The 18,277-nt window shown below is 70.4% G+C and carries 17 protein-coding genes; 12 read left to right on the forward strand and 5 right to left on the reverse strand.

Annotated features, from left to right (window positions below; genetic code table 11):
* Window positions 1-42 precede the first annotated feature (42 nt).
* The 7 genes from folD (at window position 43) to MD221_RS02280 (ending at window position 7,951) form a co-directional block, all read left to right on the forward strand.
* Window positions 43-915 (forward strand): bifunctional methylenetetrahydrofolate dehydrogenase/methenyltetrahydrofolate cyclohydrolase FolD, encoded by an 873-nt coding sequence (folD, locus tag MD221_RS02250; protein WP_242107491.1) that lies wholly within the window; start codon window positions 43-45, stop codon window positions 913-915.
* Between the two features lie 170 nt (window positions 916-1,085).
* Window positions 1,086-2,543, forward strand: coding sequence for an IMP dehydrogenase (guaB, locus tag MD221_RS02255; RefSeq protein ID WP_242107492.1), 1,458 nt, complete (start codon window positions 1,086-1,088; stop codon window positions 2,541-2,543).
* Between the two features lie 221 nt (window positions 2,544-2,764).
* Window positions 2,765-4,348: a glutamine-hydrolyzing GMP synthase gene (gene guaA / locus MD221_RS02260; RefSeq protein WP_242107493.1), complete on the forward strand. Its 1,584-nt coding sequence runs from the start codon at window positions 2,765-2,767 to the stop codon at window positions 4,346-4,348.
* 124 nt (window positions 4,349-4,472) lie between these two features.
* Complete coding sequence (locus tag MD221_RS02265) at window positions 4,473-6,419, forward strand: hypothetical protein (protein ID WP_242107494.1); 1,947 nt, start codon at window positions 4,473-4,475, stop codon at window positions 6,417-6,419.
* 225 nt (window positions 6,420-6,644) lie between these two features.
* On the forward strand, window positions 6,645-7,034 hold the full coding sequence (locus MD221_RS02270) for a glutaredoxin family protein (protein WP_242107495.1): 390 nt from the start codon (window positions 6,645-6,647) through the stop codon (window positions 7,032-7,034).
* 134 nt (window positions 7,035-7,168) lie between these two features.
* Window positions 7,169-7,327, forward strand: a complete 159-nt coding sequence (locus MD221_RS02275; RefSeq protein ID WP_242107497.1) for a hypothetical protein — start codon at window positions 7,169-7,171, stop codon at window positions 7,325-7,327.
* Window positions 7,328-7,441: 114 nt separating this feature from the next.
* On the forward strand, window positions 7,442-7,951 hold the full coding sequence (locus tag MD221_RS02280) for a DUF1993 domain-containing protein (protein ID WP_242107499.1): 510 nt from the start codon (window positions 7,442-7,444) through the stop codon (window positions 7,949-7,951).
* 1 nt (window position 7,952) lies between these two features.
* On the opposite strand, the gene MD221_RS02285 is transcribed toward MD221_RS02280, so the two are convergent.
* On the reverse strand, window positions 7,953-8,708 hold the full coding sequence (locus tag MD221_RS02285; protein ID WP_242107501.1) for a sulfite exporter TauE/SafE family protein: 756 nt from the start codon (window positions 8,706-8,708) through the stop codon (window positions 7,953-7,955).
* Between the two features lie 221 nt (window positions 8,709-8,929).
* On the opposite strand from MD221_RS02285, the gene MD221_RS02290 reads away from it, so the two are divergent.
* Both MD221_RS02290 and MD221_RS02295 read left to right on the forward strand, forming a co-directional pair.
* Window positions 8,930-9,394, forward strand: a complete 465-nt coding sequence (locus MD221_RS02290) for a (2Fe-2S)-binding protein (protein ID WP_242107503.1) — start codon at window positions 8,930-8,932, stop codon at window positions 9,392-9,394.
* On the forward strand, window positions 9,391-11,721 hold the full coding sequence (locus MD221_RS02295) for a xanthine dehydrogenase family protein molybdopterin-binding subunit (RefSeq protein WP_242107505.1): 2,331 nt from the start codon (window positions 9,391-9,393) through the stop codon (window positions 11,719-11,721). The genes MD221_RS02290 and MD221_RS02295 overlap by 4 nt, the downstream gene beginning before the upstream one ends.
* 58 nt (window positions 11,722-11,779) lie before the next feature.
* On the opposite strand, the gene MD221_RS02300 is transcribed toward MD221_RS02295, so the two are convergent.
* Window positions 11,780-13,003: an MFS transporter gene (locus tag MD221_RS02300; protein ID WP_242107507.1), complete on the reverse strand. Its 1,224-nt coding sequence runs from the start codon at window positions 13,001-13,003 to the stop codon at window positions 11,780-11,782.
* Window positions 13,004-13,146: 143 nt separating this feature from the next.
* On the opposite strand from MD221_RS02300, the gene MD221_RS02305 reads away from it, so the two are divergent.
* Window positions 13,147-13,461, forward strand: coding sequence for an ArsR/SmtB family transcription factor (locus tag MD221_RS02305; protein WP_242107510.1), 315 nt, complete (start codon window positions 13,147-13,149; stop codon window positions 13,459-13,461).
* Between the two features lie 17 nt (window positions 13,462-13,478).
* Here MD221_RS02305 and MD221_RS02310 read toward each other — a convergent pair whose 3' ends face one another.
* Together MD221_RS02310 and MD221_RS02315 are read right to left on the reverse strand one after the other, a co-directional pair.
* Complete coding sequence (locus MD221_RS02310; RefSeq protein WP_242107512.1) at window positions 13,479-15,065, reverse strand: alkaline phosphatase D family protein; 1,587 nt, start codon at window positions 15,063-15,065, stop codon at window positions 13,479-13,481.
* 64 nt (window positions 15,066-15,129) lie between these two features.
* Entirely contained in the window at window positions 15,130-16,482 is a 1,353-nt protein-coding gene (locus MD221_RS02315) for an Nramp family divalent metal transporter (RefSeq protein ID WP_277928869.1), read from the reverse strand.
* 162 nt (window positions 16,483-16,644) lie between these two features.
* On the opposite strand from MD221_RS02315, the gene mntR reads away from it, so the two are divergent.
* Both mntR and tadA read left to right on the forward strand, forming a co-directional pair.
* Window positions 16,645-17,118 (forward strand): manganese-binding transcriptional regulator MntR, encoded by a 474-nt coding sequence (gene mntR / locus MD221_RS02320; RefSeq protein ID WP_242107514.1) that lies wholly within the window; start codon window positions 16,645-16,647, stop codon window positions 17,116-17,118.
* Window positions 17,115-17,630, forward strand: a complete 516-nt coding sequence (tadA, locus tag MD221_RS02325) for a tRNA adenosine(34) deaminase TadA (protein WP_277928870.1) — start codon at window positions 17,115-17,117, stop codon at window positions 17,628-17,630. The genes mntR and tadA overlap by 4 nt, the downstream gene beginning before the upstream one ends.
* Before the next feature lie 57 nt (window positions 17,631-17,687).
* Here the strand turns inward: tadA and MD221_RS02330 are convergent, their stop codons facing one another.
* Window positions 17,688-18,221 (reverse strand): DUF2721 domain-containing protein, encoded by a 534-nt coding sequence (locus tag MD221_RS02330; RefSeq protein ID WP_242107515.1) that lies wholly within the window; start codon window positions 18,219-18,221, stop codon window positions 17,688-17,690.
* Window positions 18,222-18,277 lie beyond the last annotated feature (56 nt).

Here is an 18,277-nt window from a genome sequence, read left to right on the forward strand (position 1 = left end):
GCCACTACAATAGGGGCCCACCGCTTTCCCGACGCGCCGCGCATGACCGACACCCCGCACCAGGCCCGCATCCTCGATGGCCGCCGGATCGCCGACGCGCTGCTCGATGCGCTGCGTCTGCGGGTCGAGGCCCGGGTCGCCGCCGGCAAGACGCCGCCGGGGCTGGCGGTGGTGCTGGTGGGCAACGATCCGGCCTCGCAGTCCTACGTGCGCAACAAGCGCCGGGCGGCGGCCATCGTCGGCATCCGCGCCTTCGATTTCGATCTGCCCGCGGGTACCGGCGAGGCGGAGCTGCTGGACCTGATCGACCGGCTCAACGCCGATCCGCAGGTGCACGGCATCCTGGTGCAGTTGCCGCTGCCCGGCATCCCCGACGCCACCCGCCTGATCCACCGCATCGACCCGCGCAAGGACGTGGACGGCTTCCATCCCGAGAACGTCGGCCACCTGGCCCTGCGCCAGTTCGGCCTGCGGCCGTGCACGCCGCGCGGCATCACCACGCTGCTGGCCTGGACCGACCAGCCGGTGCGCGGGCGCAGCGCCACCATCGTCGGCGTCAGCAACCACGTCGGCCGTCCGATGGCGCTGGAACTGCTGATCGCCGGCTGCACGGTCACCAGCTGCCACAAGTTCACGCCGAAGGACGTGCTCGAGCGCCACGTGGGCGAGGCCGACATCCTGGTGGTGGCGGTCGGGCGCCCCGGGCTGATCCCGGGCGAATGGGTCAAGCCGGGAGCGGTGGTGATCGACGTGGGCATCAATCGCCTGGACGACGGGCGCCTGGTGGGCGACGTCGGTTTCGCCGCCGCGGCCCGCCGCGCCAGCTGGATCACCCCGGTGCCGGGCGGCGTGGGGCCGATGACCGTGGCCACGCTGATGCAGAACACCCTGGAAGCGGCCGAGGCCGCCGACTGAGAAATGCGGCGCGGCCGGCCGGCGCGGGCTGAACGGCCCTGGGCCGGGTGCGGTACCCACGCCGGCGACCCGCTGCGTTGCGGCCGTCATCGTGTCGCGGGCACCGAAAAACCAGCGCCGGCGGGCCCGAACGCGGTAGAATGACGTGCTTCTCCCCCTCCGGACCGCCCATGCTGCGTATCCAGGCCGAAGCGCTCACCTACGACGATGTGTCCCTCGTCCCCGCGCATTCCCAAGTCCTGCCCAAGGACGTCTCCCTCGCCACCCGGCTCACCCGCGACCTGCGCCTGAACCTGCCGATCGTCTCGGCCGCGATGGACACCGTCACCGAGGCGCGCCTGGCCATCGCCATGGCCCAGCTCGGCGGCATCGGCATCCTGCACAAGAACATGAGCATCGAGCGCCAGGCGGCCGAAGTGGCGCGGGTGAAGAATTTCGAGGCGGGCGTGATCAAGGAGCCCTTCACCGTCGGCCCCGACACCACGATCGCCGAAGTGCTCAAGCTCACCCGCGCGCGCAACATCTCCGGCGTGCCGGTGGTGGACGGCGGGCAGCTGGTGGGCATCGTCACCGGCCGCGACATGCGCTTCGAGACCCGGCTCGACGATCCGGTGCGCAACGTGATGACCAAGAAGGAGCGCCTGGTCACCGTGCGCGAGGGCGCCTCCGACGAGGAGGTGCTGCAGCTGCTGCACAAGCACCGCATCGAGAAGGTGCTGGTGGTCAACGACGGCTTCGCGCTGCGCGGCCTGATCACCGTGAAGGACATCCAGAAGGCGCGCGACAACCCCAACGCCGCCAAGGACGTCTCGGAAAGCCTGCTGGTCGGCGCCGCGGTCGGCGCCGGCGGCGACACCGAGCAGCGCGTCGAGCAGCTGGTCGCGGCGGGCGTGGACGTGATCATCGTCGACACCGCGCACGGCCATTCGCAGGGCGTGATCGACCGCGTGGCCTGGATCAAGAAGCGCTTTCCCGGGCTGCAGGTGATCGGCGGCAACATCGTCACCGGCGACGCCGCCAAGGCGCTGGAAGACGTCGGCGCCGACGCGGTGAAGGTCGGCGTCGGCCCCGGTTCGATCTGCACCACGCGCGTGGTCGCCGGCGTGGGCGTGCCGCAGATCACCGCGGTGGACATGGTGGCCGAGGCGCTGGCCGACCGCATCCCGCTGATCGCCGACGGCGGCATCCGCTATTCCGGCGACATCGGCAAGGCGCTGGTCGCCGGCGCCTCCACGGTGATGATCGGCGGCCTGTTCGCCGGCACCGAGGAATCGCCGGGCGAGACCGAGCTGTTCCAGGGACGCAGCTACAAGAGCTACCGCGGCATGGGTTCGCTGGGCGCCATGGAGAAGGGCAGCAAGGACCGCTACTTCCAGGACGCCAGCGACGCCGACAAGCTGGTGCCGGAAGGCATCGAGGGCCGCGTGCCGTATCGCGGACCGCTCTCGGGCGTGGTCCACCAGCTCGCGGGCGGTCTGCGCGCGACGATGGGCTACGTCGGCTGCGCCACCGTCGAGGACATGCGCAAGAAACCGACCTTCGTGAAGATCACCGGGGCGGGGCAGCGCGAGAGCCACGTGCACGATGTGCAGATCACCAAGGAGCCGCCCAACTACCGGGCGGGGTGAGCGCCCGTGCTTGGCCGCTGCCCGATCGGCAGCGGCTGCGGGCGCGAACGCCCGGCCATGGATGGCCGGGCCGGGCGATCCGAAGCCGATATCCGTGCGCCATGGACGGCTGCAGTGTTGTTCCCCTGCAAGACTGCTGCTGCTTATCCGGAATCGTTTGACGACGATCCAAAGACGATCGCCATCCCGTCAATGATGGCCTCCAGTTTTCCGAGCTGCCCATGACCGACCTGCACAGCGACAAGATCCTCATCCTCGACTTCGGCGCGCAGTACACGCAGCTGATCGCGCGGCGCATCCGCGAACTCGGCGTGTACTGCGAGATCTGGGCCTGGGACCACGATCCGGCCGAGATCGCCAGGTTCGCGCCCAAGGGCATCATCCTGTCCGGCGGGCCGGAATCGACCACCGAGCACGGCTCGCCGCGCGCGCCGCAGGAAGTGTTCGACGGCGGCCTGCCGCTGCTGGGCATCTGCTACGGCATGCAGACCATGGCCAAGCAGCTGGGCGGCGAGACCGAATCGGCCGACGCGCGCGAATACGGCCACGCCGAGGTGTCGCTGGTCGCGGCCGACCGCCTGTTCGACGGACTGAAGGACCATCCGGGCTCGCCGCCACGCCTGGACGTGTGGATGAGCCACGGCGACCACGTCTCCAAGGCGCCGCCGGACTTCGTGGTCACCGCGAAGACCGACCGCGTGCCGGTCGCCGCCTTCGCCAACGATGCCAAGCGCTGGTACGGCGTGCAGTTCCATCCCGAGGTCACCCACACCAAGTCGGGACAGGCGCTGCTGCGCCGCTTCGTGGTCGAGATCTGCGGCTGCGCCACGCTGTGGACGGCCGCCAACATCATCGAGGACCAGATCGCGCGGATCCGCGAGCAGGTCGGCAGCGACGAGGTGATCCTCGGCCTGTCCGGCGGCGTCGACTCTTCGGTCGTGGCGGCGCTGCTGCATCGCGCGATCGGCGACCAGCTCACCTGCGTGTTCGTCGATACCGGGCTGCTGCGCTGGCAGGAGGGCGACCAGGTGATGGCGACCTTCGCCGGCGCTTCGGACAAGCACGGCCTGGGCGTGAAGGTGATCCGCGTCGACGCGCACCGGCGCTATTTCGACAGGCTCCAGGGCGTCGCGGACCCCGAGGCCAAGCGCAAGATCATCGGCAATCTGTTCGTGGAGATCTTCGACGAGGAGTCGCACAAGCTCGCCAACGCCAAATGGCTGGCGCAGGGCACGATCTACCCCGACGTGATCGAGTCGGCCGGCAGCAAGACCGGCAAGGCGCACGTGATCAAGAGCCACCACAACGTCGGCGGCCTGCCCGAGACCATGAAGCTCGGCCTGGTCGAGCCGTTGCGCGAGCTGTTCAAGGACGAGGTGCGTCGCCTGGGCGTCGAACTCGGCCTGCCGCGCGAGATGGTCTATCGCCATCCGTTCCCGGGACCTGGCCTGGGCGTGCGCATCCTGGGCGAGGTCAGGCCCGAGTACGCCGAACTGCTGGCCCGTGCCGACCACATCTTCATCGAGGAACTGCGCGCGGCGGACCTGTACGACAAGACCAGTCAGGCCTTCGCGGTGTTCCTGCCGGTGAAATCGGTGGGCGTGGTCGGCGACGCCCGCGCCTACGAATGGGTGATCGCCCTGCGCGCGGTGGAAACGGTCGATTTCATGACCGCGCACTGGGCGCAACTGCCCTACGATTTCCTTGGACGGGTGTCCAACCGAATCATTAACGAGGTGCGGGGCGTGTCGCGCGTGGTCTACGACATCAGCGGCAAGCCGCCGGCGACGATCGAGTGGGAATAAGCATTGTCGGATCGTAGCCAGTGTGCATTTGCACAATCACCCGCAAAAAACCCATGTAAATGTGAAACGCGGCACGATATTGGTTAATATCGGCTGACCGCATTCGGGGATACAGGGGGTATCGATGTCCGGTTTCACGCTCGAGACGCGAAAAGCGCGCGTCGCCCGCCGTGCAAGATCGGGCAGCAAGCGCCTGGCGCAGGGTCTGGCCTGGCTGGCGCTGGGAATCATGTCGGTGCCCGCCGCAGCGCAAGTGCAGCGCACCATCGTCAATCCAGGCTTCGAACTGCCCAATCTCGGTACGAGCGCCTGTGTCGCGTTCGCCACCGACGCGCAGGTCCCGGGCTGGAGCACCACGCACCCCTCCGGCGCGGGCGGCGGATGCGGCCTTCCGGCCGCGACCGGCCCCTTGATCGAGCTGTGGGGCAATGGCGGCATCAATCCGCCCGTCCCGGCGCGCACCGGCAGAAACCACGCAGAACTCAACGCCAACCAAGCATCGCGCCTGTACCAGACCATCTGCCTGGTCGATGGCGAAACCATCAATTGGCGGTTTTCCCATCGTGGCCGCCAGTCGTCGACGCAGGCCGACGTGATGGATTTCAACATCCGACCCACCGCGAGCGGTACACCGATGACGCGCATCGTGACCGCCAGCGATTCCAATGACGGTACGCCGGGTGCCTACAGCCAATGCATCGCCGGCGGCACCTGTTCGCGCGCGGCCGGGCCCAATGGCTGGGGCGACTACACCGGCAGTTTCCAGTGGAACGGCGGCAACGGCGTTCAGACCATCGGATTCGAGGCGATTTCCTCGCAGGGCGGCATCACGCTGGGCAATTTCCTGGACGACATCCAGATCACCCTGCAGCCCTACGTCGAATTCTCCAGCAGCACCTATCAGACCGTCGAAGGCGCCACGATCAACGTGCCCCTGATCCAGGTCACCGGCACCGTGCCGACGGGCGGCATCACCGTGCCGGTGACGATCGGCGGCACCGCGACGCTCGGCCAGGACTACACCACCACCAGCGGCACCAACACCATCAACGTCACCATTCCGGAGGGCGTCTACGACGGCGACTCGTTCAGCCTGACCATGTCCTCATTGCAGGACACGGTCATCGAGAACAACGAGACCATCGTGCTGACCATCCAGGATTCGCCGAGCTACGTGCTGACCTCGACCTCTTCCTGCGGCGGTACGGCCAACAACAACGTGACCTGGACGCTGCTCGACGACGACGTCGACCTGCGCGCCGCCAAGTCCGTCAGCAACGCCACCCCGGCCGGCGGCGCGGCCACGACCTTCACGGTCACCTTCGACAACAACACCGCCAGGACGCTGCTGGCGCCGACCACCTCACACGACGCGGTCGCCGCAGTGTCCGACGCCGTCCCCGCGGGCCTGACCTTCACCAGCTGGACCTGCGCGGCCAGCAACGGCGCCAGCTGTCCGGGCGGCGCGGTCAACGGCACGACCTCCGGCAGCGGCGCGATCAGCGGCAATGCCACCTTGCCGGCGGGCAACGCCGCCGCGGGCGGCCGCGTGGTCTATACGATCACGGCCACGCCCGGCGCGACGCAGTGCACGGCGGTGACCAATACCGCCACCATCGCCACGCCGTCGGGCCTGAACGAAGGCACCTCGGTGCAGAGCGGCTTCGTCTCGCCCACGCCCGGCGGCACGGCCAACAACAGCGCGCAGGCGCAGGTCGATCCGGCCTGCGGCAACCTCAGCGTGACCAAGACCAACACGCCGGCGGCCGGCGCCACCGACCAGAGCGGCGATACGGTGACGCGCGGCACCAGCACGGTCTACAGCATCGTGGTCAGCAACACCGGCCCCGACGCCGCCAACAACGCGGTGCTGCGCGATCCGGCGCCCACCGGCCTGAGCTGCACCACGGCGACCTGCGGCGCGGCCACCGGCGGCGCGGTCTGCCCGGCGACGGGCACGGGCGCCGGACAATTGTCGGTCGCCAACCTGCAGTCGGCCGGCGGCGTAGTGCTGCCGACGCTGCCGGCCGGCGGCTCGCTGACCGTGAGCATGACCTGCACCGTGCAGTGACCGCGGGCACAAAGCCGCGCTAACCCGCTGTTGGCACGTGCTCGTCGCCGGCGCCATGCCGTGACGGCAGCGTGAAGGCGAAATCGCGGCGCGCAGCGCCGCCGCGACGATGCTGCGCTGCGACTATCGAGGCACGAAATCCCGCGCTAGCATCGCGGCCGATGCATGCCGCCGGACGGGCATGCGGGATCGGTGCGACGTCGGCATTCGGCGCAGGGAGGCCTCTTGAAGATCCTGATCAATCTCGTGCTCGTCGCGGCCTGCCTGGCCGCCGGACTGTGGGCGGGCCCGCACCTGCGCTCGGCCTACGACCGCATGTTTCCGCCGCCCGAGTACGTCAGCGGCGACTACGATGCGCTGTACCGCCAGACGGGCAAGCGCGTGGTGATGTTCTCCACGAGCGATTGTCCCTTCTGCAGCCGCACGCGGGCGTTGTTCGCGCGCGAAGGCGTGGACTACCAGGACTTCCTCATCGACCAGTCGGCCGACGCCAAGCGGCAGTACGAGGCGCTCGGCGGCGGCGGCGTGCCCTTGCTGTACATCGGCGAGCGCCGCATCAGCGGCTACCGCGAGGACACGATCCGCCAGTCGCTGGCGCTGATCAGGCGGCAATGAGGCGATCTCACCGGTATCGGCCGCGAAGGGAGACGCGGCCATCGCACGGGACGGCTGATGCCGTTCCGGCATCGGGAAGGTTCCGGCGACGGACGCGCCGGGCCATCGTGGTTCAACGATCAAGGAGTCTAGCGATGAAAAAGAACCGTCGTGTCAGGACGCTGTTGGCCGTGTGCGCGTTTGCCCTGGGGATCGGCGTCAGCCTGACGGCGTTCGCGCGCCCGTGCTGCAGCAGTTGCGATCCCAACGATCCGGATTCGCGCTGCTGGGCGATCTGCAGCCCGAGCTGCTGAGCACCGCATCGCGTCGAAGGGAGGGGCGGGTGACCGCCCCTCTTTTCGCCTCGGCCTTCGGCCATCGCGCGGGCTAAGATGCGCGCTCCGCGATCCCGCGTTCCGGAGTTCCGCATGCTCTCGCTCTACGATGTGTCCGTGCCCGCGCTCGTGCGCGGCCTGTCCAACCTGTCCCGCCAGCTGGAGATCGGCGCCGCGCACGCGCGCGAGACCGGCATGGATCCGGCCGAACTGGTGCAGGCGCGCCTGGCCCCCGACATGCTGACCCTGGCCGGACAGGTGCAGCGCGCCAGCGACACCGCCAAGTTCGGCGCGGCGCGGCTGTCGCAGGGCGAGGCGCCCAGCTTTCCGGACGAGGAAACCACGCTGGACGAGCTGCAGGCGCGCATCGCCGGCACCATCGCCTACCTGCGCAGCGTGCCGGCCGAGCGCATCGTCGGCGGCGAGGATCGCGAGATCCGCTTCCGCGCCGGACAGCGCGAGCTGCATTTCGTCGCGCGCGACTACGTGCGCGGCTTCATGCTGCCCAATTTCTACTTCCACCTGACCGTCGCCTACGGCCTGTTGCGCCACAAGGGCGTGCCGCTGGGCAAGCTGGATTACCTGGGCGGCCAACAGGCGTGATCTAGGCGGGCAGGTAGGTCCGCGCGAAGAACGCGGCGGTGATCCCGGCGGTCAGCAGCAGCGTCCCGGCGCGCACCACGCGCGCCGGCGCGCGCCGCCCGAGCAGCGCACCGCCGTAGCCGCCGATCACCGCGGCGCCCAGCATCACCAGCGTCTCGGGCCAATGCACGGCGCGGGCGGCGACGAAGATCAGCACCGCGATGGTGTTGGCCGCGCTCACCATCAACGTGCGCGGCGCGTTGAGGCTTTTCAGGTCGCGTCCATCGAGCAGTCCCCACACCGCCATCATCATGATGCCGACGGCGCCGCCGAAGTAGCCGCCGTATACGCCCAGCGCGAACTGGATCGCCACCACCGCCCAGGGGGCGATCCGCCAGCGGCGCCGCAGCCATTCGCCCGCGCGTCCGCCCAGCCACAGCGACAGGAACGCCAGCAGCAGCAACCAGGGCAGCACGGCGTCGAAGGTCCTCGACGGGGTGCGCAGCAGCAGCCAGGCGCCGACGATGCCGCCAACCAGCGTCGCCAGCAACAGGGCGCGCAGCGATGCCGTGCCCACCGGTCCCAGCCCGTCGCGGTAGGCCCAGGCGCTGGCCAGGCCGCCGGGATACAGCGCCACCGTGCTGGAGGCGTTGGCCTGCACCGAGGGCACGCCCGCGGCGATCAGCGCGGGCAGGCTGACGAACGATCCGCCGCCGGCCAGGGCGTTCATCGCACCGGCCGCCAGGCCGGCGAGGAACAGCAGCGCGAATGCATCCATCGCCGGATGCTAGGCGAGCCGCGGCGTCGCCACAATGCCGATCGGCGCTGGCCGGCGAGGAGGCAAATGCCAACCGGACATTGCGGCGCATAGGCCGGAAGTCATGCTCGCGCGCAAGGCACGCTCGCAGCCCGTCGCGAACGCGACGCGAGCCGCATGGCGCGTTGCGTGCTTGCGCTATAGTCGGGCGGTCCAACCGCCCAGCCATCGCGAGGTGCGTCATGATCGTCCTGACCGTCAACGGACAGGAGCAGCGTTTCGACGGTGATCCGTCCATGCCGCTGCTCTGGTACCTGCGCGACACGCTGGGATACACCGGCACGAAATTCGGCTGCGGCATGTCGCTGTGCGGCGCCTGCACCGTGCACCTGGACGGTGCCGCGATGCGCGCCTGCGTCACGCCGGTCGCGGCGGCGGAAGGCAAGCAGGTCACGACGATCGAGGGACTGTCGGCGGACGTCAGCCACCCCTTGCAGAAGGCCTGGCAGACGCTCGACGTCGCCCAATGCGGCTACTGCCAGACCGGACAGATCATGCAGGCCGCCGCGCTGCTCGGCACCAATCCGAATCCCAGCGACGCGGACATCGACAACGCCATGGCCGGCAACATCTGCCGCTGCGGCACCTACACCCGCATCCGCGCGGCGATCAAGCTCGCCGCGGGGCAGCAGGGAGGTGCGGCATGAACCGCCACGACGCGGATGCGGCCAAGCGCGGGGAGTGCATCCGCAACGAGAGCAGGCGCTCGTTCCTGCTCGGCTTCGGCGCCGGCAGCCTGCTGCTCGCGGTGGGCGGCATGCCGCTGGCGCGCGCGCAGGAGGCCGCCAAGTACGGCGGCGCGGCGATGGAGAACGGCTTGCGCGACGATCCGGCGCTGTTCGTCGAGATCGCCGCGGACGGCACGGTCAACATCGTCTGCATCCGCTCGGAAATGGGGCAGGGCGTGCGCACCAGCGTGGCCATGGTGATCGCCGACGAGCTCGGCGCCGACTGGGCGCGGGTCAAGGTGCGGCAGGCGCCCGGCGACGAGGCGCGCTTCGGCAACCAGGACACCGACGGCTCGCGCAGCATGCGCCAGGGCTTCGCCGCCTGGCGCCGCGCCGGCGCCGCCGCGCGCGCCATGCTGGAAGCCGCCGCGGCGGCGATCTGGGGCGTGGACGCCGCGACGGTGAAGGCGGGCGTGCACGAAGTGGTGCATGCGGCATCCGGGCGCAGGCTCGGCTTCGGCGAGCTCGCCGGCAAGGCGGCCGCGCTGCCGGTGCCCAAGGCCGAGGCGCTGGCGCTGAAGGCGCCGTCCGAATTCCGCTACATCGGCAAGGGCAGGACCCATCTGATCGACGGCGCCGACATCGTCGGCGGCCGCGCCCGCTTCGGCATCGACACGCGCGTGGACGGCATGCTGTACGCCGTGGTGGCGCGGCCGCGCGCCTACGGCGACAAGGTCGCCTCGTTCGACGCGGGCGCGGCGGAAAAGCTCGCCGGTGTGGTCAAGGTGCTGCAGCTGGACGCCACGCCGCTGCCGTCCGGCTACCAGCCGCTGGGCGGTGTCGCGGTGGTCGCCGACAACACTTGGAGCGCGATCCAGGCGCGCCAGCAGCTGAAGATCGAATGGACGCGCGGCCCGAACGCCGGCTACGACTCGGTGGCCTACCGCGCGCGCCTGGAAGCCGCCTGCCGGCAACCGGGCAAGCCGGTACGCAACGACGGCGACATCGAGCGCGCGCTGGCCGGCGCGGCCAAGCGCGTGAGCGCCGACTACTACGTTCCGCACCTGGCGCACGCCTCCATGGAACCGCCGGCCGCGGTCGCGCGCGTCGAGGGCGACCGTTGCGAGGTATGGGCCTGTACCCAGGCGCCGCAGGCCGCGCGCGACGAGGTGGCCAAAGCGCTGGGCATCCCGCCGGCCAACGTCACCGTCAACGTGACCCTGCTCGGCGGCGGCTTCGGCCGCAAGTCCAAGCCGGACTTCGTGGTCGAGGCCGCGCTGCTGTCCAAGGCGGTCGGCAAGCCGGTGAAGCTGACCTGGACGCGCGAGGACGACATCGTCAACGACTACTTCCACGCCGTGTCCGTCGAGCATTTCGAGGCCGGACTGGACGCCTCGGGCAAGGTCGCCGGCTGGCTGCACCGCACCGCGTCGCCGGCCATCGCCTCGACCTTCGGTCCCGATCCGGTGCACCTGTCGCCGTCGTTCCTGGCGCACGGCATCCTCGACCTGCCGTTCGCGATCCCGAACGTGCGCCTGGAAACGGCGGAGGCGAAGGCGCATACGCGCATCGGCTGGTTCCGCTCGGTCTACAACATCCCGCACGCCTTCGGCATCCAGAGCTTCGCCGCCGAGCTGGCGCACGCGGCCGGGCGCGACCACAAGGACTTCCTGATCGAGCTGCTCGGCGAGGACCGCAAGTTCGAGCCCAAGGCGCTGGTCGAGGTGCGCAACTACGGCGAGGACCCGGCGCTGTACCCGGTGGACACCGCGCGCTGGAAGCGCGTGATCGAGACCGCCGCCAAGGCCGCGGGCTGGGGCCGCAAGCTCGCCAAGGGGCGGGGGCTGGGCATCGCCGCGCACCGCAGCTTCGTCACCTACACCGCGGTGGTGTGCGAGGTGGAAGTGGGCGAGGACGGCACGCTGTCGATCCCGCGCGTGGACATCGCCGTGGACTGCGGGCCGCAGGTCAATCCCGAGCGCGTGCGCTCGCAGATGGAAGGCTCGGTGATCATGGGCCTGGGCATCGCCCTGCACGGCGAGATCAGCTTCAAGGACGGCGCGGCCCAGCAGAGCAATTTCCACGAGTTCGAAGTGCTGCGCATGAACGAGGCGCCGCGCGAGATCCATGTGCACATGATCGCCGCCGACGATTTCGCCCAGCCGCTCGGCGGCGTCGGCGAACCCGGCCTGCCGCCGGTCGCCCCGGCGCTGACCGACGCCATCTTCGCGGCCACCGGCAAGCGCATCCGCGCCCTGCCGGTCCGCGACCAGCTCGCGCCGGCGAAGGCGGCCGACGCGGCCTGAGCCTGGGCGGCGTCGTGGATTGCCCGGCGCCGCGGCGCGCCGAGCAAGGCGCCGGACATCAGGGGTTCGTGCACGCGGCCTGCGTGGATGCAGGGGATTCGCCGCGTGCCGCGGCAATCACCAGCGCCAGCGAGACCGCGACGAAGGCCGCGCCCAGCGGCGCGAGCAGGCGGGCATCGAGGAACTGCAGCGCCAGCGCGCCCAATGCGCCGGACAACGACACCGCGAAATACAGCACGGCCTGATACAGCGCGGTCACGAACGACTGCGTGCCCGGCGGCGCGTGCGCGAGGATGTGGTGCTGCTGCGGCGTGGTCAGCGAGAAGGCGAACACGCCGGACACCACCGCCGCCAGCAGCGCCAGCGGCACCGAGCCGCGCAGCCAGGGGATGGCCAGGAAGATCGCGATCAGTCCCGCCGAGCCCATCGCGATCACCCGCGTGGGCCCGATCCGGTCGGCCAGCCGGCCGGCCAACAGGTTGCCCGCCGTGCCGGCGATGCCGAACAGCAGCAGGATCAGCGTCAGCAGCTGCGGACGCGTCGCGGTCACCGGCGCATAGACCGCGCTGATGTAGGTGTAGGGGATATAGACGCCGGTGAACACCACCATCGTGCGCAGCAGCGCGCCCAGGACCACGCGGTCGCGCAGCGGCGCGAACCGGGCCGCGAAACCGCCGGCGGCCGCTTCGCGCAACGGCGGCACGCGCAAGGCCACCGCGACGCCGGCCACCGCGCCCAGCGCCGTGACCAGCCACAGCGTGAAGCGCCAGTTCCAGAGCGCGCTGATGGCGGTGCCCAGCGGCGCGCCCAGCACCAGCGAGGAGGTCAGCCCGAGCATCACCAGCGCGATCGCCTGGCCACGGCGCTGCGGGCCGGCCAGCGTCGCGGCGGTGGCGCTGGCAGTCGCCGTGTAGAGCCCGGCGCCGGCGGCGGCCACCACCCGCGAGAGCAGCACCATGTCGAAGCCCTGCGCCAGCGCGGTCCAGGCGTTTCCGATCACGAACGCCAGCATCGCCAGGACGAGCGACGTGCGGCGCGGCCAGTGCGCGGTCAGTGCGCCCAGCACGGGCGTGCTCAGGGCATAGGCCAGCGAGAACACGGTCACCAGCTGGCCCGCGGCGGCGACGCTGACCTGCATGGTCGAGGCCACCGAGGGCAGCACGCCGGCGATCACGAAGGCGTCGGTGCCCACGGCGAAGGTGCCGAGCGTGAGCATGGCGACGGGACCGCGCCAATGCGGCGAAGCGGCGGCGGGAGAAGTGCTGTCCGGATGGGGGTTCATGGATACGATGCCGATCGTTAATTACGACCAATATCGTAATACTCGAGGGTCGCGGCGATTATCGACTATTACGATACTCATCGTATCATCGGCGGGACTGCTAAGATGGCCGGACACCGATATTCCGCCCCCATCTTCCCGCCATGCGACAAGAAGACACCTGGCTGCCGCAGCCGGACCTCGCCAGGATCGACATCGGCACGGTGCTGCAATCGCTGGCCGATCCGGTGCGGCTGCAGATGATCCGGCAGCTCGATGCCCTCGGCGAGGCCACCTGCTCGGAGCTGGAGATGCCGGTGAAGATCTCCACCGTCTCCCATCACATGACCCAGCTGCGCCTGGCCGGCCTGGTCTCCACGCGCATCGTCGGCACGGCGCGGCCCAGCCGCCTGCGCAAGGCGGAACTGGAGAAGCGTTTCCCCGGCCTGCTGCGCGCGGTGTTGCGCGCCGCGCGGTAGCGGCGGTCCGGCGACGATCAGGCCGGCTGCAGCGTCCGACTGAACACGCTGGTTCCCTCGATGTCGCGCAGGTCCACCGTCAGCGCCCGCGTGTGCGGGTCGATGTTCACCTCGCCGAAGAACTGGTAGCCCGAGAGCGGCGAGGCGTTCGGCGCCGGCGGCGCCTTCTGGAACACCACGCGCGGCCCGAAGGTGGCGTCGAGCGCGTTCGGGCCGAATCCGCCGGCGTTCAGCGGCCCGGCCACGAATTCCCAGAACGGATCGAAGTCCTGGAACGAGGCCTGGTCCGGGTCGTAGTAGTGCGCCGCGCAGTAATGCACGTCCGCGGTCAGCCATACGACGTTGGCGACGCCGCGGATCGCGCGCAGCAGTTCGGCAAACTCCAGCTCGCGGCCGCGCGGCAGCCCCGGCTCGCCGTTGGCCACCGCCTCCCAGCGCGCGCGGCCCTGCGCGTCGACGCCGTCGGGCACCTGCAGGCCGAGCGGCATGTCGGCGGCGACGACCTTCCAGGTCGCGCGCGATTGCTTCAGCGCACGCGCGAGCTCGCGCAACTGCCGGCGGCCCAGGAACGCGGTGTCGGCGCCGGGTTCGAGCTGCAGGTTGGCGGTGTTGGGCCCGCGGTAGCTGCGCATGTCGAGCATGAACACATCCAGCAGCGGCCCGTAGCGGACCACGCGCTCGATGCTCGCCTGGCGCGCGCCGCGCGGCTGGCGCTGCGGCGAGTATTCGAGGAAGGCCTGGCGCGCGCGCCGCACCAGCACGTCGATGTCCTTGACGGTATAGCGCGGATCGGCGCTCAGGTCCTTGGACGGCGACCAGTTGTTGACGACCTCGTGGTCGTCCCATTGCCACAGCTGCGGCACCTGCGCGGCGAAGCGCCGCAGGTTGGCGTCGCGCAGGTTGTAGCGGTAACGGCCGCGGTACTCGTCGAGGGTCTCGGCGACCTTGTGCACGCCCTCGGCGACCAGGTTGCGCCAGATGCGGCCGTCCTCGGCCGCCTGCTCGGCGGAGATCGGGCCGTCGGCGTAGATGGTGTCGCCCGAATGCAGGAAGAAGTCCGGATCGCGCTGGCGCATGCTCTCGAAGATGCGCATGCCGCCGAACTCGGGATTGATGCCCCAGCCCTGGCCGGCGACGTCGCCGCCCCAGACGAAGCGCACCGGGCGCGGTCGCCGCCAGTCGACCGGCGCCGCGCGCAGCCGTCCTTCGCTCCAGGCGCTGAAGGCGCCGCTGCGCGCGTCCTCGAAGGCCACGCGCACCTGGCGCTGCGCCGGGCCGGGCAGCAGCGGCACGTCCAGGCGCGCGGTGAAGTCGGAGGCGGCGTTGGCCAGCGGCCCGCGCAGGCGCAGCGGCCGGCGCCAGTGGATGTCGTCGCCGATCTCCACCCACATCCACGACGGCCGGTCGCTGCGCGCCCAGATCGTGGCCTGGCGCTCGCCGACGTCGCCGAACTGGATGCCGTAGTCGAGCCTGGGCCGCGCGGACTCGGCGGTGAGGATCGCCGGTGCGGCGCAGGAGGGCAGGGCCCAGCTCGCCACGCCCGCGCCCAGGACGCTGCCCGACTGCAGCAGGAAACGGCGGCGCGAAGCGTGGCGATCGGTCATGGCGGCGGCTCGACGATGCGGGGGAATCCCCAACCTAGTGGCCGCAGGTTGCAATCGCGTTGCGTCAGCCGGCGAAGGTGTCGAACAGCAGTTTCAGGTTCAGGCCGACGATCAGCAGCGCGATCGCCCAGGCCAGCCGCGTCAGCCAGCGCGGCGTGACCAGCGCGCCCATCTTGCCGCGGTCGGACACGAAGCGCACCAGCGGGATCACCGCGAAAGGCAGCTGCATCGACAGCAGCACCTGGCTGAACACCAGCAGCTTGGCCGTGCCCTGTTCGCCGTAGAGCGAGGTGACGACCACCACCGGCACGATGGCGATGCCGCGCGTGACCAGTCGCCGCGCCCAGTCGGGCAGGCGCAGGCGCAGGAAGCCTTCCATCACGATCTGTCCGGCCAGCGTCGCGGTCACCGTGGAATTGGCGCCGGAGGCGAGCAGGGCGACGGCGAACAGCGTGGAGGCGATGCCGACGCCCAGCATCGGCGAGAGCAGTTCGTGGGCCTGCTCGATCTCCTGCACGTCGGTGCGGCCGTTGGCGTGGAACACCGCCGCGGCCATGATCAGGATCGCGGCGTTGACGAACAGCGCCAGCATCAGCGCGACGGTGCTGTCGGTCACCGCGAAGCGCAGCGCGGCGCGGCGGCCCTCGTCGGTGCGCGGATAGGCGCGCGTCTGCACGATCGAGGAATGCAGGTACAGGTTGTGCGGCATCACCGTGGCGCCGATGATGCCGATGGCCAGATAGAGCGCCGCCGGGTCGGTGACCACGCGCGCCTGCGGCACGAAGCCGCCCAGCACCTCGCGGATCGGCGGCGCGGCCAGCGCCATCTGCACCGCGAAGCAGGCGAAGATCACCAGCAGCAGCGCGATCACGAACGCTTCCAGGGTGCGGAAGCCGCGCTTCATCAGGTACAGGATCAGGAACACGTCGATCGCGGTGATCACGGCGCCGGCGGTGAGCGGAATGCCGAACAGCAGGTTGAGCGCGATCGCGGTGCCGATCACCTCGGCCAGGTCGCAGGCGATGATCGCCGCCTCGCAGGCCAGCCACAGCAGGAAATTGACCGGCCTGGAGTAGTGGTCGCGGCAGGCCTGGGCGAGGTCGCGGCCGGTGGCGATGCCCAGCCGCGCGGCCAGCGCCTGCAGCACGATCGCCATCAGGTTGGAGAGCAGGATCACCGACAGCAGCGTGTAGCCGAACTTCGAGCCGCCGCTGATGTCGGTCGCCCAGTTGCCCGGGTCCATGTAGCCCACGGAGACCATGTAGCCGGGGCCGAGGAAGGCGAACAGGCGCCGCCACCACAGGCTGGAGTGGGGCACGGCGACGCTGGCGTTCATCGCGCCCAGGCTGGGCGCGGCCGGCTCCTCGGCCTGTCGCCAGGCCGGCGTGGGGGTCGAGCAGGGCAGGCGTTCGGCCATGCGCTGGGGGATCGGTCGCGGGGCTGGTGTAAATATAGCAATTGCTAATTTATAAAGCAAAGGCGGTAAAAATGAATCCGCCGCGAAATCGCCGCGCATTCGGGGGACAATGGCCGACCACGCCGGGGCGGAGCCGCGGCGCCAGCGAAAGAGGATTCCGGGATGGCCCAGCGCGCCTCCAAACCCTCGGCCGCCGACGACGCCTCCGGGCTGGTCGATGCCGAGGTCCATGCCGAGACGTTCCGCCACGTGCGCGAGGCGCACCGATCGGAATTGATCGAGGACTACGTCGAGCTGATCTCCGACCTCATCGCCGACGGCGGCGAGGCGCGCCAGGTCGACATCGCCGCGCGCCTGGGCGTGGCGCAGCCGACCGTGGCCAAGATGCTCAAGCGCCTGGTGAAGAGCGGGCTGGCGCAGCAGCGCCCGTACCGCGGCATCTTCCTCACCGAGGCCGGCGAGCGGCTCGCCGCCGAGAGCCGCGAACGCCACCGTACCGTGGAGAACTTCCTGCTCGCGCTCGGCGTGGACGCGGACACCGCGCGGCGCGACGCGGAGGGCATCGAGCACCACGTCAGCGAGTCGACGCTGGCGGTGTTCGCCGAATTCGTGCGGCGCGCGCAGGACAAGCGGTGAGCGCGTCGGTGCAGGCGGACGGCCCGGCGCTCGCGCCCGAGGATGCGCGCTGGATGCGGCACGCGCTGGCCCTGGCCGACCGCGCCGAGCGCGAGGACGACGAGATCCCGGTCGGCGCGGTGCTGGTCGATGCCGCGGGCGAGATCGTCGGCGAAGGCTGGAACCGCAACATCGGCGACCACGATCCGACCGCGCACGCCGAGATCGTGGCGCTGCGCGCCGCCGGCCGCCGTCTCGGCAACCACCGCCTGATCGGCTGCACCCTGTACGTCACGCTCGAACCCTGCGCGATGTGCGCGATGGCCATGGTGCATGCGCGCCTGGCGCGCGTGGTCTATGCCGCGGCCGACCCCAAGACCGGCGCCGCCGGCAGCGTCTTCGACCTGCTCGCCGATCCGCGCCACAACCATCGCGTGCAGGTGCACGGCGGGGTGCTGGCCGAGAAAGCGGGCGCGCGGCTGAGCAACTATTTCCGGCGCAAGCGCGGCAAGCCGCCGCTGGGCGAGTCCTGAGGCGTCGCCGGACGTCCCGTCCGCCGACTGCCGAAGGGCAGGGCCGCTTCGGGAACGTCAGCGGTCCGCGCGCGGCCGCGCTTCCCCGGCCGCGGTTTCCGCGGATCTGTCGGCCGCCTGCTCGCGCTTGCGCATGCGCGCGATCGCGTGGCGATGGTCCATTTCCTCGTTGATCGTGGCCACCGCCATCCTGGCCTCGCGCGCCAGGTACAGGCTCGCGGCGAACATCGCCAGCACACCCAGCGCCGCCAGCACCGTCGGCAGCAGGCCGATGCGGTAGCCGACGAACGCGTCCGCCGCCAGGCTGAGGCTGGTGCCGACGAAGCAGCTGATCGCCGCGTACAGGCACTGCCCGCCGTGCAGGATCAGCACGCTGCGTCGCCGCTGGATGCCGATGCGGCGCTCGAGCAGCTCGCGGTATTCCGGATCGGAAGTGTCTTCCAGTTCCTTCAGCACCACGCGCAGTCGGTCGTTGATGCGCGCCAGGCGGTTGTTGGCCGAGGTCAGCAGCGAGGCGGTGGCGGTCAGGAAGAACGCCGGCGCCAGCATCGCGGTCAGGACTTCGTAGTGGGCGAGGGCGGGACTGGGCATGGCGGCTGCACGGGACGGGCCTGCGCTATCATGCCGCGCTCCGGCCACCGCGACGA

The sequence above is a fragment of the Luteimonas aquatica genome, assembly GCF_022662575.1.
Classification (GTDB): Bacteria; Pseudomonadota; Gammaproteobacteria; order Xanthomonadales; family Xanthomonadaceae; genus Luteimonas; species Luteimonas aquatica.

Excerpts from the sequence above, each read along its gene's own strand:
- folD (WP_242107491.1), top strand. The coding sequence starts at position 43 with ATGACCGACACCCCGCACCAGGCCCGCATCCTCGATGGCCGCCGGATC.
- MD221_RS02275 (WP_242107497.1), top strand. The coding sequence starts at position 7,169 with ATGAAAAAGAACCGTCGTGTCAGGACGCTGTTGGCCGTGTGCGCGTTT.
- MD221_RS02290 (WP_242107503.1), top strand. The coding sequence starts at position 8,930 with ATGATCGTCCTGACCGTCAACGGACAGGAGCAGCGTTTCGACGGTGAT.
- MD221_RS02300 (WP_242107507.1), bottom strand. The coding sequence starts at position 13,003 with ATGAACCCCCATCCGGACAGCACTTCTCCCGCCGCCGCTTCGCCGCAT.
- MD221_RS02315 (WP_277928869.1), bottom strand. The coding sequence starts at position 16,482 with ATGGCCGAACGCCTGCCCTGCTCGACCCCCACGCCGGCCTGGCGACAG.
- guaB (WP_242107492.1), top strand. The coding sequence starts at position 1,086 with ATGCTGCGTATCCAGGCCGAAGCGCTCACCTACGACGATGTGTCCCTC.
- MD221_RS02305 (WP_242107510.1), top strand. The coding sequence starts at position 13,147 with ATGCGACAAGAAGACACCTGGCTGCCGCAGCCGGACCTCGCCAGGATC.
- MD221_RS02265 (WP_242107494.1), top strand. The coding sequence starts at position 4,473 with ATGTCCGGTTTCACGCTCGAGACGCGAAAAGCGCGCGTCGCCCGCCGT.
- MD221_RS02330 (WP_242107515.1), bottom strand. The coding sequence starts at position 18,221 with ATGCCCAGTCCCGCCCTCGCCCACTACGAAGTCCTGACCGCGATGCTG.
- guaA (WP_242107493.1), top strand. The coding sequence starts at position 2,765 with ATGACCGACCTGCACAGCGACAAGATCCTCATCCTCGACTTCGGCGCG.
- MD221_RS02295 (WP_242107505.1), top strand. The coding sequence starts at position 9,391 with ATGAACCGCCACGACGCGGATGCGGCCAAGCGCGGGGAGTGCATCCGC.
- MD221_RS02280 (WP_242107499.1), top strand. The coding sequence starts at position 7,442 with ATGCTCTCGCTCTACGATGTGTCCGTGCCCGCGCTCGTGCGCGGCCTG.
- MD221_RS02285 (WP_242107501.1), bottom strand. The coding sequence starts at position 8,708 with ATGGATGCATTCGCGCTGCTGTTCCTCGCCGGCCTGGCGGCCGGTGCG.
- MD221_RS02310 (WP_242107512.1), bottom strand. The coding sequence starts at position 15,065 with ATGACCGATCGCCACGCTTCGCGCCGCCGTTTCCTGCTGCAGTCGGGC.
- mntR (WP_242107514.1), top strand. The coding sequence starts at position 16,645 with ATGGCCCAGCGCGCCTCCAAACCCTCGGCCGCCGACGACGCCTCCGGG.